Annotated in this window: 10 protein-coding genes; 5 read left to right on the top strand and 5 right to left on the bottom strand. The window is 65.4% G+C overall.

The genetic code is table 11. From position 1 onward, the window contains the following. Positions 1–4: 4 nt before the first annotated feature. The 5 genes from BW995_RS16305 to BW995_RS20600 form a co-directional block, all read right to left on the bottom strand. Positions 5–3,508 carry a non-ribosomal peptide synthetase gene (locus tag BW995_RS16305; protein ID WP_076401470.1) on the bottom strand — a complete coding sequence of 1,168 codons (3,504 nt, stop codon included), beginning with the start codon at positions 3,506–3,508 and terminating at the stop codon, positions 5–7. Further along, positions 3,505–3,834, bottom strand: coding sequence for an isochorismate lyase (locus BW995_RS16300; protein ID WP_076401469.1), 330 nt, complete (start codon positions 3,832–3,834; stop codon positions 3,505–3,507). The genes BW995_RS16305 and BW995_RS16300 overlap by 4 nt, the downstream gene beginning before the upstream one ends. A gap of 140 nt (positions 3,835–3,974) precedes the next feature. Next, positions 3,975–5,612 (bottom strand): (2,3-dihydroxybenzoyl)adenylate synthase, encoded by a 1,638-nt coding sequence (locus BW995_RS16295; protein WP_139332967.1) that lies wholly within the window; start codon positions 5,610–5,612, stop codon positions 3,975–3,977. Beyond that, a complete protein-coding gene (locus BW995_RS16290) occupies positions 5,609–6,802 on the bottom strand; it encodes an isochorismate synthase (protein WP_084194927.1) in 1,194 nt (397 codons plus the stop codon). The genes BW995_RS16295 and BW995_RS16290 overlap by 4 nt, the downstream gene beginning before the upstream one ends. A gap of 49 nt (positions 6,803–6,851) precedes the next feature. Then, positions 6,852–7,115 (bottom strand): hypothetical protein, encoded by a 264-nt coding sequence (locus tag BW995_RS20600; protein WP_139332966.1) that lies wholly within the window; start codon positions 7,113–7,115, stop codon positions 6,852–6,854. A 114-nt stretch (positions 7,116–7,229) separates the two neighbouring features. Here BW995_RS20600 and BW995_RS16280 point away from each other — a divergent pair, with 114 nt between their 5' ends. The 5 genes from BW995_RS16280 to rfbC all read left to right on the top strand — a co-directional run bounded on the left by BW995_RS16280 (position 7,230) and on the right by rfbC (position 13,351). Then, a complete protein-coding gene (locus BW995_RS16280; protein ID WP_084194926.1) occupies positions 7,230–9,461 on the top strand; it encodes a TonB-dependent receptor in 2,232 nt (743 codons plus the stop codon). Positions 9,462–9,633: 172 nt separating this feature from the next. After that, a complete protein-coding gene (locus tag BW995_RS16275) occupies positions 9,634–10,602 on the top strand; it encodes an HlyD family secretion protein (RefSeq protein WP_076401466.1) in 969 nt (322 codons plus the stop codon). Next, positions 10,599–11,564 carry an ABC transporter ATP-binding protein gene (locus BW995_RS16270; protein ID WP_084194925.1) on the top strand — a complete coding sequence of 322 codons (966 nt, stop codon included), beginning with the start codon at positions 10,599–10,601 and terminating at the stop codon, positions 11,562–11,564. The genes BW995_RS16275 and BW995_RS16270 overlap by 4 nt, the downstream gene beginning before the upstream one ends. Next, positions 11,557–12,696, top strand: coding sequence for an ABC transporter permease (locus BW995_RS16265; protein WP_076401464.1), 1,140 nt, complete (start codon positions 11,557–11,559; stop codon positions 12,694–12,696). Before BW995_RS16270 ends, BW995_RS16265 begins: the two co-directional genes overlap by 8 nt. Positions 12,697–12,796: 100 nt before the next feature. Further along, positions 12,797–13,351, top strand: a complete 555-nt coding sequence (gene rfbC / locus BW995_RS16260; protein ID WP_076401602.1) for a dTDP-4-dehydrorhamnose 3,5-epimerase — start codon at positions 12,797–12,799, stop codon at positions 13,349–13,351. The last annotated feature ends 30 nt before the right edge of the window (positions 13,352–13,381 follow it).

Genomic DNA, 13,381 nt, shown 5'->3' with positions numbered 1-13,381 from the left:
TGTATCAGCCTCCGGTTACGGCGCGCTCGCGGCGCGCCTGAAAAACTGCCATCCGCAAGTCACGACGGACCCCGGCGCGCTCTTGCGCGCCAGACGGGGAACCGGCGCGGTCGGCATCTTCTGCGGCCAGAAAGCGGGCCTGCGCGGCAATGGTCGGGTGAGCAAACAGGGCCACCACCCCCACCGTCCGCCCGACCAGCGCCGACAGCTCGCCCGCCAGCCGGGTGGCCTGCAACGAGGTGCCGCCCGCGTCGAAGAAGGACTGTTCGATACTGGCCACCGGAGCGCCGAGCAGGCGTTGCCAGACCTCGGCAACCTGCTGTTCGAGCCGGTTTGTCGGCGGCAGCGGCACCACGATCTGCTCCGTTTGCCGCTGGTCGGCCAGCCGGGCCAGCGCCGCCCGGTCGATCTTGCCGTTGCCGGTCAGCGGCAGGGCCGCCAGCCGCTCGATCGACGACGGCACCCATGAGGCGGGCAACACCTGCTGCAAGGCCTGCCGCAGCGCGGACACGTCAATCTCCACTGCCCCGGCGGTCACCACAAAAGCCGCCAGCCGGTCGCCGCGCGGGCTGCGCACCACCGTCAGCGCCGCCGTCTCGATCATCGGCTGCTGCGTCAGCGCCAGTTCGATTTCCCCCAGTTCGATGCGCAGGCCGTTGACCTTCACCTGATCATCGTCGCGCCCGAGGAACTCAATCTCTCCCGAGGGCAGCATCCGCCCGAGATCACCGGTGCGGTACAGCCGTTCGCCGCTGTGCGGATGGCGCAGGAATGCGCGGGCCGTGCGCAGGCCGTCGCGCCAGTAGCCACGCGCCAGCCCGGCCCCGGCAATGTACAGATCGCCCGCCACCCAGTCCGGGCGGGGCCGCAGGGCGTGATCGAGCACATGGAACCGCTGGTTGGCCAGCGGCAGGCCATAGGGAATGCTGCTCCAGTCGGCGGGCACCTCGTGCAGCCGGTGGGCGATGGACCAGATGGCGGCCTCGGTGGCTCCGCCCAGACTGACCACCTGCCGCTCGCCCGGCTCGGCCAGAATCTGGCGGGCCAGCGCCACCGGCAGCCAGTCGCCACTGGTCATCACCAGCCGCAACGCCTGCACCGCCTGCCGCCCGGCAGCACTGTCAGCCTGTTCCAGCAACAGGCGGAACAGGGCTGGCACCGAATTCCACAGCGTCACCCGGTGGGCGTGCAGCATCTCCAGCCAGTGGGCCGGTTCGGGCGAGGCAGACGGACGCGGCAGGACAACCGCCCCTCCGGCGGCCAGCACCCCGAACAGGTCATAGACCGACAAATCAAACCCCAGCGACGACACCGACAGCACCCGGTCGGCGGCGGTCACGCCATAGCGGGCGTTGATGTCGAGCACCGTATTGAGGGCGGCGCGATGGTCGATCATCACCCCCTTGGGCACTCCGGTCGAACCGGAGGTAAAGATCACATAGGCCAGATGGTCGGGGCTGGCCGGACAGGACACCAGCGGCGCCGGGCCCTCGGCCAGCAACGCCGCGCCGACCGGCAGCGTTGCGATGGTCGGCGGCAACTCGGGCGTGGTTCCCTCGGCCACCAGCGCCAGCGCGCACTCCCCCTGCGCCAGCAACGCCGCCAGCCGGGCCGGAGGCAACCCGGCCTCCAGCGGCAGATAGGCGGCCCCGGCGCGCAGGATGGCCAGCACCGCCACCACCTGCTGCCAGCCACGCGGCAGGACAACCGCCACCAGCCGGTCGGGCGCGCTGCCCGCCTGCATCACCTGCGCTGCCAGCCGGGCACTGGCCCGTTCCAGCTCGCCATAGGTCAGCGTGCGGTCGGGGGTGATCAGCGCCGGAGCGTCGGGGGTCAGGCGGGCCTGATGCAGAAAGGGCGCCTGCAACAGCCGATTGGCCGGAAGATCCTGCGCCGTGCTGTTGACCCGCAGCCGCTGTTCGACCTGCGCCGCAGGCAGCAGGGCCGGGACCACCGCCTCCCACGTCCCGGTTTCGGTCAGGGAGTCCAGCAGGCGCACCTGCGCCGCCAGCATCGCCGCCAGCAGGCCCAGTGGAAACAGTCCGGCCACGCTGTCCCAGATCAGCATCACCCCGCCGTCATGGTCCACCGCCTGCACATCCAGCCAGACCTGGGGCGTCTGGTTCGAGGCATCAACCACCGTGCCGAACCCGGCCACCGCATCCAGATAGCTGCCCGCCCCGATGGCGCTGGTAAACACCACCGGCATGATCGCCCGGCCCTGCTGATGGCGCAGCTCGGCCAGCCGCCCGATCACTTCGACGCCACTGATCACCGCATGATCGACGCCCCGCCAGACCTCGTCCTGCAAGCGGATCGCCCGTTCGGCAAACGGTTGCGGCTGGCGCAAATCGGCCTCGACCAGCAACAGCGAGGTGAAATCACCCACCACGCCACTGACATCAAGGCCGCTGTTGTCGCGGTTGAACAGGGTCAGGTTGAGGGTGAAATGCGCCGACCGGCTCCACTGGGCCAGCACTTCGGCCAGAGTGGTCAGCATCAGGGCCGACGGCGTGACCTGCGCCTTTGCCGCCAGCGCCTTCAGGCTGTGCCACTGTTCCGCCGGAATCACATGCGCCAGCCGCTCGAACTGTGGCGCCCGGATGGTGGCCGGGTCACAGGCCAGCGGCAGATCCGGGCACGGCGGCAGGGTCGGCAGGCGCTCCTCCCACCATTGACGGGCACGCAGCCCTTCCGGGCTGGCCCGCCGCTGCTCCAGCCGGGCGACGTACTGGCTGAAGTGGGTCGCAGGCTGGTCCAGCACCACCGCAGGCTGGCGGTACAGCCGGTACCAGTCGCGCAGCCACAGGTCCAGCGAGGCCAGATCGACCGCCAGCACATCAAAACCGACATGCAGCCGCCAGTCGCCGTCCTCCAGCCGGGTCAGGCGGATATCAAACAGCGGCCAGCGATCGGCGGGCAACACCGCCTGCCGCATCTCGGCACGGGTCGCCAGCGCCGCCGCCAGCCCCTGAGCGCAGGCAATCCGGTACGGCGGTACCTCTGGCAGGATGTGCTGCATGCCGTCCTCGCCGACCACCATCCGCAGCATCGGATGATGGGCGACGGTGGCGTCCAGCGCCCGTTCCAGCGCCTGTGGATCAAGGTCGGGGCAGGCCAGTTCCAGATAGCCGTGCGCCGCCACCCCGCCCAGTTCAAACAGCGAGGTCCGCCCCAGCCAGTAGGCCCGTTGCACATCGGTCAGCGGGAAGCGGTCGCGCTGTGCCATCACCTGCGGTGCAGCCCCGGCCTTGACGGCCTCGGGCAGGCGGCTGGCAATCAGGGCATACCAGGCGGCCAGTGTCGGGGCGGCCATCAGCTCGGAGACCTTCACCGTCACCCCGCAGGCGGCCAGCAGGCAGGGCACCCGCATCACCGACAGCGAATCAAGCCCCAGTTCAATCAGCGATTCGCCATCGGCAATCTCGGCGGGGGAACACTGCAACCGGTCGGCCAGCCACGCCCGCAGACCATCGGCGTGCAGCAGGGACATCGGTCCTTCGCTCATGCTGCACCCCCGTCGGTCGGCTGTGGCTGTCCGTACTGCTGCCGCCAGTGGATGATCTGCCGCTGGATGAACCACGGGATCAGGATGTCAAACAGCCCGGCGACAAAATCCGGGTCCAGCCCGGCCTGTTCGGCCCAGCGGCGGCGGTCGGGCATCATTGCCGCCACCCGTTCGGGGGCCGGAATGCTGGCTTCATCGGTCTTGAAGCGGGCAGCGGCCAGAACATAGTCCAGCCGTCGCCCCAGCAGGGCCACGATTTCCGCATCGAGAGTATCGATGCCAAGACGAATATCGGCCAGCGAGGCGCACGCATCGGGCGTCTTCATGCCAGATCCTTTCTGTAACGGCAAAAGCAGCAGAACACTCAGCAGGCCAGAGCAGCGTGCGTTAAACCGGACGCAGGCACGCTGCTCTAACCTTTTGTTTTGTCGCATTGTTGTTGCGAAAACCGGTTCCCACTTTTCGCTCAATGCTCTGGTTCAGGCCCGGAGAAATATTCCGCCTGCAAGGCATCGCGCAGGGCGCGGCGGCTGGTCTTGCCAACCCCGGTCGCCGGAAAAGCGTCGATGAACTGGATACGGTCAGGGATTTTGAAGGCCGCCAGCCCCTGCGCCCGCAGGTGGCGGGTCAGGTCAAGCGGGCGCGGGGCCGGGCCTCGGGGGATCACAAAGGCACAGCTCAGTTCGCCCCAGGTCTTGTCGGGCATGGCCACCACCGCAACGTCAAACACCGATGGATGCCCCAACAGCAGGTTTTCGACTTCTTCGGCAGAAATCTTTTCCCCACCCCGGTTGATCTGGTCCTTCACCCGGCCTTCGACCACCAGACTGCCATCGGGCAGGCGGCGCACCAGATCACCGGTGCGGTAAAAACCGTCTTCGGTAAAGGCGACGGCGTTGTGTTCGGGCAACTGGTAATAGCCGCGAATGGTGTACGGCCCGCGGGTCAGCAATTGCCCGATGGCGCCGTCGGCAACGTCGTGATCGCTGTCGTCCACCACCCGCACCTCGTCCGCCGGTGACATCGGGCGTCCCTGCGCCACCATCACCAGCGCGTCGGGGTCATCCTGACGGGTGTAACAGATCAACCCTTCGGCCATCCCGAACACCTGCTGTACCCGGCAGCCGAGGGTGGGGGTGATCCGGCGGGCCACTTCCTCGACCAGCTTCGCCCCGCCCACCTGCAGGCAGCGCAACGAGCGCAGCCGGTCGCGCAACCGCCCATCCGCCGCCACCGCATCCAGCCACAGCATCACCAACGGCGGCACCAGCGCGGTATCGGTGACGCCATGGCGGTCAATCAGCTCCAGACAGGTGTCCGGCCCCGGATCGGCGGCCAGCACCACCGTTCCGCCTGCCATCAGGGTGCCAAAGAACCCCGGACAGGCCATCGGGAAATTATGCGCAACCGGCAGCGCCGCCAGATAGACCGTCTGCCGCCCAAAGCCACAGACCTCAACGCTGGTGCGGACGTTGTACAGGTAATCGCAATGGCGGCGGGGAATCAGCTTGGGGATGCCGGTGCTGCCCCCCGACAGCAGCAGACAGGCCACATCGGCGGCCTGTGCGACACAGGGCACAACGCCGTCTTGTCGCAGCGACTGATAGGAAACAAAGCCGTCGGCCTCGCCGACCACCACCACCTGCGCCGCCACCCCGTCTTCGGCCAGCACCGCCCGCGCCAGCGTGCGATAGTCAAAGCCACCGACCACATCGGCAATGAAATAGGCCCGTGCCTGCACAAAGCGGCAAAAAGCGGTGATTTCCGTCTGGCGATGGGCGGGCAAGGCAAACACCGGCACCACCCCCAGCCGCATCAAGGCAAAGCACAGCACCACGAACTGGTGGCAGTTGGGCAATTGCACCACCACACAGTCGCCTTTCTGCAAGCCCATCCGGGCCAGCCCGTTTGCCAGTGCATCGACCTCGGCGGCCAGATCGCGGTAACTGAGCACCACGCCGTCATCGACCACCGCCGGAGCATTGCCAAAGCGACTCACGCTGGTATGCAGCAGGCTGTCAAAGGTCTCTTCGGTCCAGTAACCCGCGGCGCGATAGTGGTCTTCGACCGCCTGCGGCCATCTCACAACAGGGGCCGCCATCATGCTGCCTCCGCCCGCAAGGTCAGCCCGAGGGCTCCCAGAACCGTCCGCATTTTGGTGGCCGTTTCGGCCAGTTCTTCGACCGGATCAGAGCCGGCGACAATCCCGGCTCCGGCGTAGAGGGTCAGGAAGGCCCCGGCGAGATCGGCGCAGCGCAGGCTGACCGCCCATTCACCGTCGCCAGTGTGGTCGCACCAGCCGACCATCCCGGCATACAGGCCCCGGTCAAAGCCTTCGAGGCGCGAGATGGCCTGACGGGCGGCACCGGTCGGATGACCGCACACCGCCGGAGTTGGGTGCAGCGCCGCCGCCAGTTCCACCGACGACACCGACGGGTCGCGCAACCGTCCACGAATGGCGGTGGACAGATGCCACAGGGTGCCGGTGCGGATCAGCGACGGCTCATCCGGCACGCTCAACTGGTCGCAATAGCCACTGAGGACATCGGCCACCCGCTCACTGACCAGAGCATGCTCCCGGCGGTTCTTGTCCGAGGCCAGCAGCGCCTCGGCCTGCGCCCGGTCTTCGGCCGCCTGCGGGTGGCAGGGCACCGACCCGGCCAGCGGATTGCTGTCAACCCAGCCGTTGCGCCGACGCAGCAGCAATTCGGGACTGGCCCCCAGAAACACCCCCTGCCGGTTGGCCTGCGGCACGGCAAACAGGAACGCCTGTGGATAACGCTCGGCCAGGGCGGCAATCATCCCGGCAACCGGAACCGGGGCATCAAATTCCAGCGTCAACGCCCGCGCCAGAACCACCTTGCTGTACTGCCCGGCGGCAATCTCGTCCAGCGCAGCGGCCACCCGGGCGCAATAACCCTCTTCCGCTGGCAGGCTGCGCCCGGTCGAGCGCGGGGCGGGCCATCGCAGGTCGTGCGGCAGCGCCATGGGGAGGGAGGACGCATCCCGGATCACCCGTCCGGGCAGGAACAGACGGGCAGACGCCATCCCCTGAAACGGCAGGGCGCCGACCAGACAGGGAGCCTGTTGTGTCCCCTGCCGGGCAGCAAGGAGGCGTTGGACCTGCCCGGCCAGGTCTGCCGGTGTCGAGGCCCGCACACGGTCCGAGACATCCTCCAGCCCATCGGCCCATAACCAGCCGTCGTGAGGAGAGCGGAACAGGAATGACTGACTGATATCCGAGCTGGCAGCACGGTGAGAGCCGGTCGCCACGGCACCACTATTAATAGACATACCCACCTCTTTCACGGCGAGAGTTCATTGCGAATGATTATTAAAAAACCTAGTCCGCCCTCCCGGCAGCAGCAACCGAACGGGCTTTCGATTTTTCTCTTATTTCTTTCGAAGTTTTCTGCATAGTCAGGGCGAAAACATCACCATCACATTGATATTGAATATATTTTTCATTGAATCCCATATGATGGGTGCGAAACCGGACAACGCGGGCAACCCTTGACGCGCCCCAGACCTGTCGCTCATAACGGCGGCAGACAGCCTTACCCACCTTCCCCACCAGACCACTTTCACGAGGCAGTATCGGATTCATTCGCCACACCTGCCTCGCTGGGGGCAGCCTGAAAAATAATTGCGATTAACTATTAATCGCATAAAGTGGCAGCACCTAACCCTCCGATACGCCCCCATCGCCAGAGGGACACCCATGCCTGTTTTCAAACACCGTCTGCTGCGCAGCAGCGCCATTTTTGCCACCATGCTTGCCAGCTCCACCGCCTTTGCCGATGACACCGGCAAGAAAGACGACACGCAAAATCAGGTGCTGCTGGCCCCCATTTCGGTGACGGCGCAAAAGCGCGAAGAAGACGTGCAGGATGTCCCGATCAGCATTGACGTGCGCAGCGAAGACGACCTGAACGCCAAACAGATCCACAGCACCACCGACCTGCTGCAAAGCTCGCCCAACGCCCAGTTCGGCGGCGGGGTGTCCGGGGCGGCCTATACCCCTTACATTGCCGTGCGCGGGGTCGGGTCGTCCGAGGTGGACTCCGACCCGTCGGTCGGCATGTTCGTCGATGGCATTCCAGTGACCGATGCCCAGTCCTACACCAGCGGCCTGCTGGACATGCAGCAGGTGGAAATCCTGCGCGGGCCACAGGGGACGCTGTACGGGCGCAACACGCTGGGCGGCTCGGTCAACATGACCACCAACAAACCCGACGCCGATGCCCTGTCCGGCAAGGTGCAGGTCGATGCCGGGACCAGGGGCGTGCGCACCGAGGTGGTCGGCAATGCTCCGATCACCAAGGGCAAGTCTGCCGCCCGACTGGCGGTTTCCGTCGATCATGCCCCCAATGATACCGAAAACGATACCGGCAAGGATACCGGCGGCCACGAACGGGCCCAGGGCCGGTTCAGCCTGCTGACCGCCCCCGGTGACAGCACCACCATGACCACCAGCATCGAAGCCCAGACGCAAAAGCTGCGCGATCAGGGCGTCAAGACGCTGGCCGACTATCAGGCTGACCGCGACAGCATCAGCGTCACCGATCCGTTCCACGGCACCAGTCAGTCGCTGTTGGCCCGCAACGAAATCGTCCACGAACTGGGGTCGGGGGCGACGCTCACCAGCCTGACCGGGGCGCGGTACCAGAAGACCGAATTCGATGGCAGCTCGTCGCCGGATGGCTATTTTGCCACCACCGAAGCCCTGATGCAGGGCTTTGGGGTGACCGGCTACAAACACCGCACCAGCAACCCCTATGAGTCCGAATTCACCCAGTTGTCGCAGGAATTCCGCTATACCTCGCCGGAACAGCAGGCGTTCCGCTATGTGGTCGGCCTGTACGGCGACCTGACCTCGACCGAACGGACCTATGGCGCGGGCAATTCGTGGGACAGCAATCTGGTGCTGACCGGCACCGGCGTTGACCTGCGGATGAAAAGCACCACCGACAGCCGCTCGCTGGCTGCCTTTGGCGATGCCTCCTATGATCTGACCGAAGCCCTCGAAGCCTTTGCCGGTCTGCGCGTCGGCTATGACAGCAAGGACTTTGAATACCGGATGAGCCACAACAACGCCTCGTACATGGCGCTGATGTTCACCGGCGCCACCAGCCTGATGGAGTCCTATGAAGGCTCGCTCGACAAGGTCTACACCACGCCGCGTGCCGGTCTGCGGTACAAGTTCAACGATGACAACAGCGTCTATGGCAGCGTCAGCCAGGGCTACAAGTCCGGTGGCTTCAACGCCAGCATGCTGTTCAGCAACGGCTCCACCCCGGCGGAATACAAGTCCGAGCGTCTGACCAACTACGAAATCGGCATGAAAAACAGCCTGTTCGGCGGCAACGTGTCGCTGTCCAGCGCCCTGTTCTACATCGACTGGAAAGACCAGCAGGTGTTGAGCTATGACGCCACCACCACCGCCACCCCGATCGTCAACGCCGACAAGAGCCGTTCTTATGGCGGTGAAGTGTCGGGTCGGGCCGAACTGGGGGCAGGCTGGCATGTCGGGGCTGGCCTCGGCTATTCCGATGCCACCTACGAAGACTTCAAGAACGCCCCGCGCACTGGCGGCGGTGGCTCGTTTGATGCCAGCGGCAACCAGCAGCAATACCACTCCAAATTCACCGGCAATGCCGAACTGGGCTATAGCTGGGACCCGAACCTGCTGGACATGACCGCCTCGGCCACCGTCGGCTATCAGTACCGCTCCAAGTTCTACTTCGATGCGCAGAACACCATGGCGCAGGACGGCTATGGCACGGTCAACGCCCGCATCGGGGCCGAAAACGAGCATTACGGCCTGTACCTGTGGGGCCAGAACCTGACCGATGAGAAGTATCTGGTGTCGTCGGTCAACTATGGCTCGGGCGTGCTGGTCAGCGAAGGCGACGGGGTCAGCTTTGGCCTGAGCGGCAGCCTGAAGTTCTGATGCCTGGAGCGTTTTCACACCGAGCGAAAACGCTCTTCCCTTTTAGGGCCGCATTTTCCGAGCCGTTGACCGTCGACGGTCAACTTGAAAATGCTCTCGCCTCCTCTGGCTCCGGTGCCGGTCAATCTCCTTGACCGGCACCGGAGCCTGCCTGTTTGCACAAGGCCGTACCATGCCGAAACCCTTGCTGATCGCTGCTGTTCTGGGACTGTTGCTGACCGCCTGCGATGCCGCCGGACCCGACGAGGTGCAAGGCTATGCCGAAGGCGAATACCGTTACATCGCGCTGCCCGACAGTGGCATGGTGACCGCCGTCGAGGTCCGGCGCGGCCAGCAGGTTCAGCGCGGGCAGGCGCTGTTTTCCCTGGATGACCAGCGTTATACGGCTGCCGTCCAGCAGGCCGAGGCCCTGCTGGCGCAAGCCGAAGCCAGCCACCGCGACTTGCTGACCGGCCAGAAGAGCAGCGAAATCCGCGCCCTGGAAGCCGATACCCGGCAGGCGGAGGCCGATCTGACCTATGCCCGCCAGCAGTTTCAGCGACAGGAGGCGCTGGAAAAGAACGGCTATGCCTCGCGTGCCAGCTTTGACGAGGCACGCGCCAGCATCCAGCGCAATCAGGCAGCAGTCAATGCCGCCAAAGCCCGCCTTGCCACCGCCCGCGACAAGGAAGGCCGCGACGAAGAAATTCACGCCGCCCGCGCCGCCGCCGATGCCGCCCGTGCGGCGCTGGAGGAAGCCCGCGCCAAACTGGCCCTGCGGCACGCCACCGCCCCCGCCGATGGCCGCATCGAAGACATCCTGTTCCGCCCCGGCGAAGGAGTCAGCGCCGGACAGGCCGTTGTGATGCTGTTGCCCGATGACGGTACACGGGTGAGGTTTTTCATCCCCCCCGAGCAGGTGGGACAGATGGCTCTCGGGCAACGGATCAGCGTCCGCTGTCCGGGCTGTGCAGGCCCGATCACCGCCACCATCAGCTTCATCGCCTCCGAAGCCTCCTATACCCCGCCGGTGCTCTATTCGCGCGATCAGCATCACAAGCTGGTGTTCATGGTCGAGGCCACCCCGTTGCCCACCGCCGCCGCCCTGCACCCCGGCCAGCCGCTGACCATCGCCTTTTCCCATCCGGCAGACGCATCATGAGCATGGCCATCAGCGTGTCCGGCCTGACCAAGCGGTTCGGCGAGCGGGTGGTGGTCAATGACCTCAGCCTGAACGTGCCCGCCGGGCAGATCATGGGGTTCCTCGGGCCGAACGGTTCGGGGAAAACCACCACCCTGCGCATGCTGTGCGGTCTGCTGACCCCCGATGGAGGGCAAGGCCGCTGTCTGGGCCATGACATCCGCACCGAAGCCGCCGCCATCAAGCGGCAGGTCGGTTACATGACCCAGAAGTTTTCCCTCTACGAAGATCTCAGCATTCAGGAAAACCTCGCCTTTTTCGCCCGCGTCCATGGTCTGCCGAAGGTCGGCGTGCTGGTGCGGGAGACGCTGGAGCGGCTGGGTCTGTGGAGCCGTCGCAGCCAGTTGGCCGCCCACCTGTCCGGCGGCTGGAAACAGCGGCTGGCCCTCGCCGCCTGCATCCTGCACCGTCCGCGCCTGTTGCTGCTCGACGAGCCGACCGCCGGTGTTGACCCGCAGGCACGGCGGGATTTCTGGGCGGAACTGCACCGGCTGGCCGCCGACGGGCTGACGGTGCTGGTATCCACCCATTACATGGACGAGGCCGAACGCTGCCACGGCATCGCCTACCTTGCCTATGGCACCCTGCTGACCTGTGGCACCGTTGATCAGGTGGTTGCCAGCAGCGGCCTGACCACCACCCGCGCCAGCGGCCCGCCCGAGGCGCTGGCCCGCCTGCATCAGGCCCTGCACGGGCTGGCGGGCGTCGAGATGGTCGCCCCGTTTGGCCGTGCCCTGCATGTGGGCAGCAGCGATGCGCAGGCGCTGGGGGCGGCGCTGGCTCCGTTCCGCCACACCCCGGATATTGTCTGGAGCGATGACCCGCCATCGCTGGAGGATGCCTTCATTCACCTGATGGCCGGAGTGACCCGAACACAGGGACAGGGACAGGGACAGGGACAGGCAGGAGCAGAGCATGGTTGACCGCTGGTTTTCCGTCCGTCGCTGGCTGGCCCTGATGCTGAAGGAATTCATCCAGATGCGGCGGGACCGCATGACCTTTTCGATGATGATCAGCGTCCCGCTGATGCAACTGGCGCTGTTCGGCTTTGCGGTCAATTCCGACCCCAAACACCTGCCGACGGCGATCATCGATGCCGACCACGGCCCGTTCAGCCGGGCGGTGATCAGCGCGCTGGAGGTGTCGGGATACTACCGGATCGAGGCCCCCAATGTCAGCGAGCAGGAGGCCGACCGCCTGCTGAGTGCGGGCAGCGTGCAGTTCATCATCAGCTTCCCCCCGGATTTTTCCCGTCGCGTGGCACGCGGGGAACGTCCGCCGCTGCTGGTTGAGGCCGATGCCACCGACCCGGCAGCGACCTCCAACGCCCTGGGCAGCCTGTCGGCAATCATCGCTGCGGCCCTTGACCGCGACCTGCGCGGACCGCTGGCGGTGCTGAAACCAGCCGACCAGCCGGTCAGCCTGACCCTGCACCGGCGCTATAACCCCGAAGGCGTCACCCAGTACAACGTGGTTCCCGGACTGATTGGCGTGGTGCTGAGTTCAACCATGGTGATCATGACCGCCATGGCCGTCACCCGCGAGCGCGAGCGCGGCACCATGGAGGCGTTGCTGGTCACCCCCATCCGCCCGCTGGAAATGATGCTGGGCAAAATCACCCCCTACATCCTGATCGGGCTGGTGCAGATTGCCATCATCCTGCTGGCCGCCCGTCTGCTGTTCACCATTCCGCTGCGCGGCGACCTGTTGTTGCTGATGGTCTGCTGTCTGGTGTTCATCGGCACCAATCTGGCCATCGGCTTCATCTTTTCGATCATGGCCCGCACCCAGTTGCAGGCGATGCAGATGGCGTCGTCGTTCCTGATGCCGTCGATCCTGTTGTCGGGCTTCATGTTCCCCTATCGCGGCATGCCCGGCTGGGCGCAGGGACTGGGCGAGGTGTTGCCGCTGACCCATTTCCTGCGCATCGTGCGTGGCATTGTCCTGAAGGGCAACGGCCTGCCTGACATCTCCCATGACCTGCTGGCTCTGGGCGTTTTGTGGCTGGGGATTGCCCTGTTGTCCCTGCGCCTGTACCGCAAGACGCTGGACTGACACCCGTGGTGCGGCAACAAACTGTATTTGCAAAACAGGGGGGGCTGGCGTAGCATCAAGCCGCATTTTCAAGTTACTGTCTGGACTCAAGAGCATGTCAATCGAGGTCGTTTCACTTGCCATTCCTGATGTAAAAATCATCAAGGCGCGTAAAATCGGTGACCATCGCGGTTTCTTCTCTGAGACCTACAATAAAAAGGCCTTCGCCGAGGCTGGTATTGACCTTGATTTCGTGCAGGACAACCATTCCTATTCCTCCGAGGTCGGAACGGTTCGCGGTCTGCACTATCAGGCCGCCCCGCACGCCCAGAACAAACTGGTTCGCGTGCTGAAGGGCCGCATTCTTGATGTGGCGGTCGATATCCGCCGCTCATCGCCGACCTTTGGTCAGTGGGTGGCCGCCGAGATTTCCGCCGCCGAGTGGAACCAGATTCTGGTGCCGGTCGGCTTTGCCCACGGCGTGGTCACGCTGGAGCCGGATACCGAGCTTTTGTACAAGGTGACCGACTATTACGCCCCGTCGCATGACTTCGGCATTCGCTGGAACGACCCGGCGCTGGGCATCGACTGGCCGGTCAGCGCCGACGCCGCCCGCCTGTCGGCCAAAGATCTGGCGCAGCCGTTGTTCAGCGAGGCGGTCGGGCTGTTCGAGTAACAGTGGCCGCGTCCTGAAACGATCCTGAAT

This window comes from Insolitispirillum peregrinum (genome assembly GCF_900156605.1).
Lineage (GTDB): Bacteria > Pseudomonadota > Alphaproteobacteria > Rhodospirillales > Rhodospirillaceae > Insolitispirillum > Insolitispirillum peregrinum.
Note: the sequence above shows the minus strand (reverse complement) of the source record. Positions and strands in the feature narration are given on the sequence as shown.

Coding starts and splice junctions, on each gene's coding strand:
- BW995_RS16305 (WP_076401470.1), bottom strand. CDS start 3,508: ATGAGCGAAGGACCGATGTCCCTGCTGCACGCCGATGGTCTGCGGGCG.
- BW995_RS16300 (WP_076401469.1), bottom strand. CDS start 3,834: ATGAAGACGCCCGATGCGTGCGCCTCGCTGGCCGATATTCGTCTTGGC.
- BW995_RS16295 (WP_139332967.1), bottom strand. CDS start 5,612: ATGATGGCGGCCCCTGTTGTGAGATGGCCGCAGGCGGTCGAAGACCAC.
- BW995_RS16290 (WP_084194927.1), bottom strand. CDS start 6,802: ATGTCTATTAATAGTGGTGCCGTGGCGACCGGCTCTCACCGTGCTGCC.
- BW995_RS20600 (WP_139332966.1), bottom strand. CDS start 7,115: ATGAATCCGATACTGCCTCGTGAAAGTGGTCTGGTGGGGAAGGTGGGT.
- BW995_RS16280 (WP_084194926.1), top strand. CDS start 7,230: ATGCCTGTTTTCAAACACCGTCTGCTGCGCAGCAGCGCCATTTTTGCC.
- BW995_RS16275 (WP_076401466.1), top strand. CDS start 9,634: ATGCCGAAACCCTTGCTGATCGCTGCTGTTCTGGGACTGTTGCTGACC.
- BW995_RS16270 (WP_084194925.1), top strand. CDS start 10,599: ATGAGCATGGCCATCAGCGTGTCCGGCCTGACCAAGCGGTTCGGCGAG.
- BW995_RS16265 (WP_076401464.1), top strand. CDS start 11,557: ATGGTTGACCGCTGGTTTTCCGTCCGTCGCTGGCTGGCCCTGATGCTG.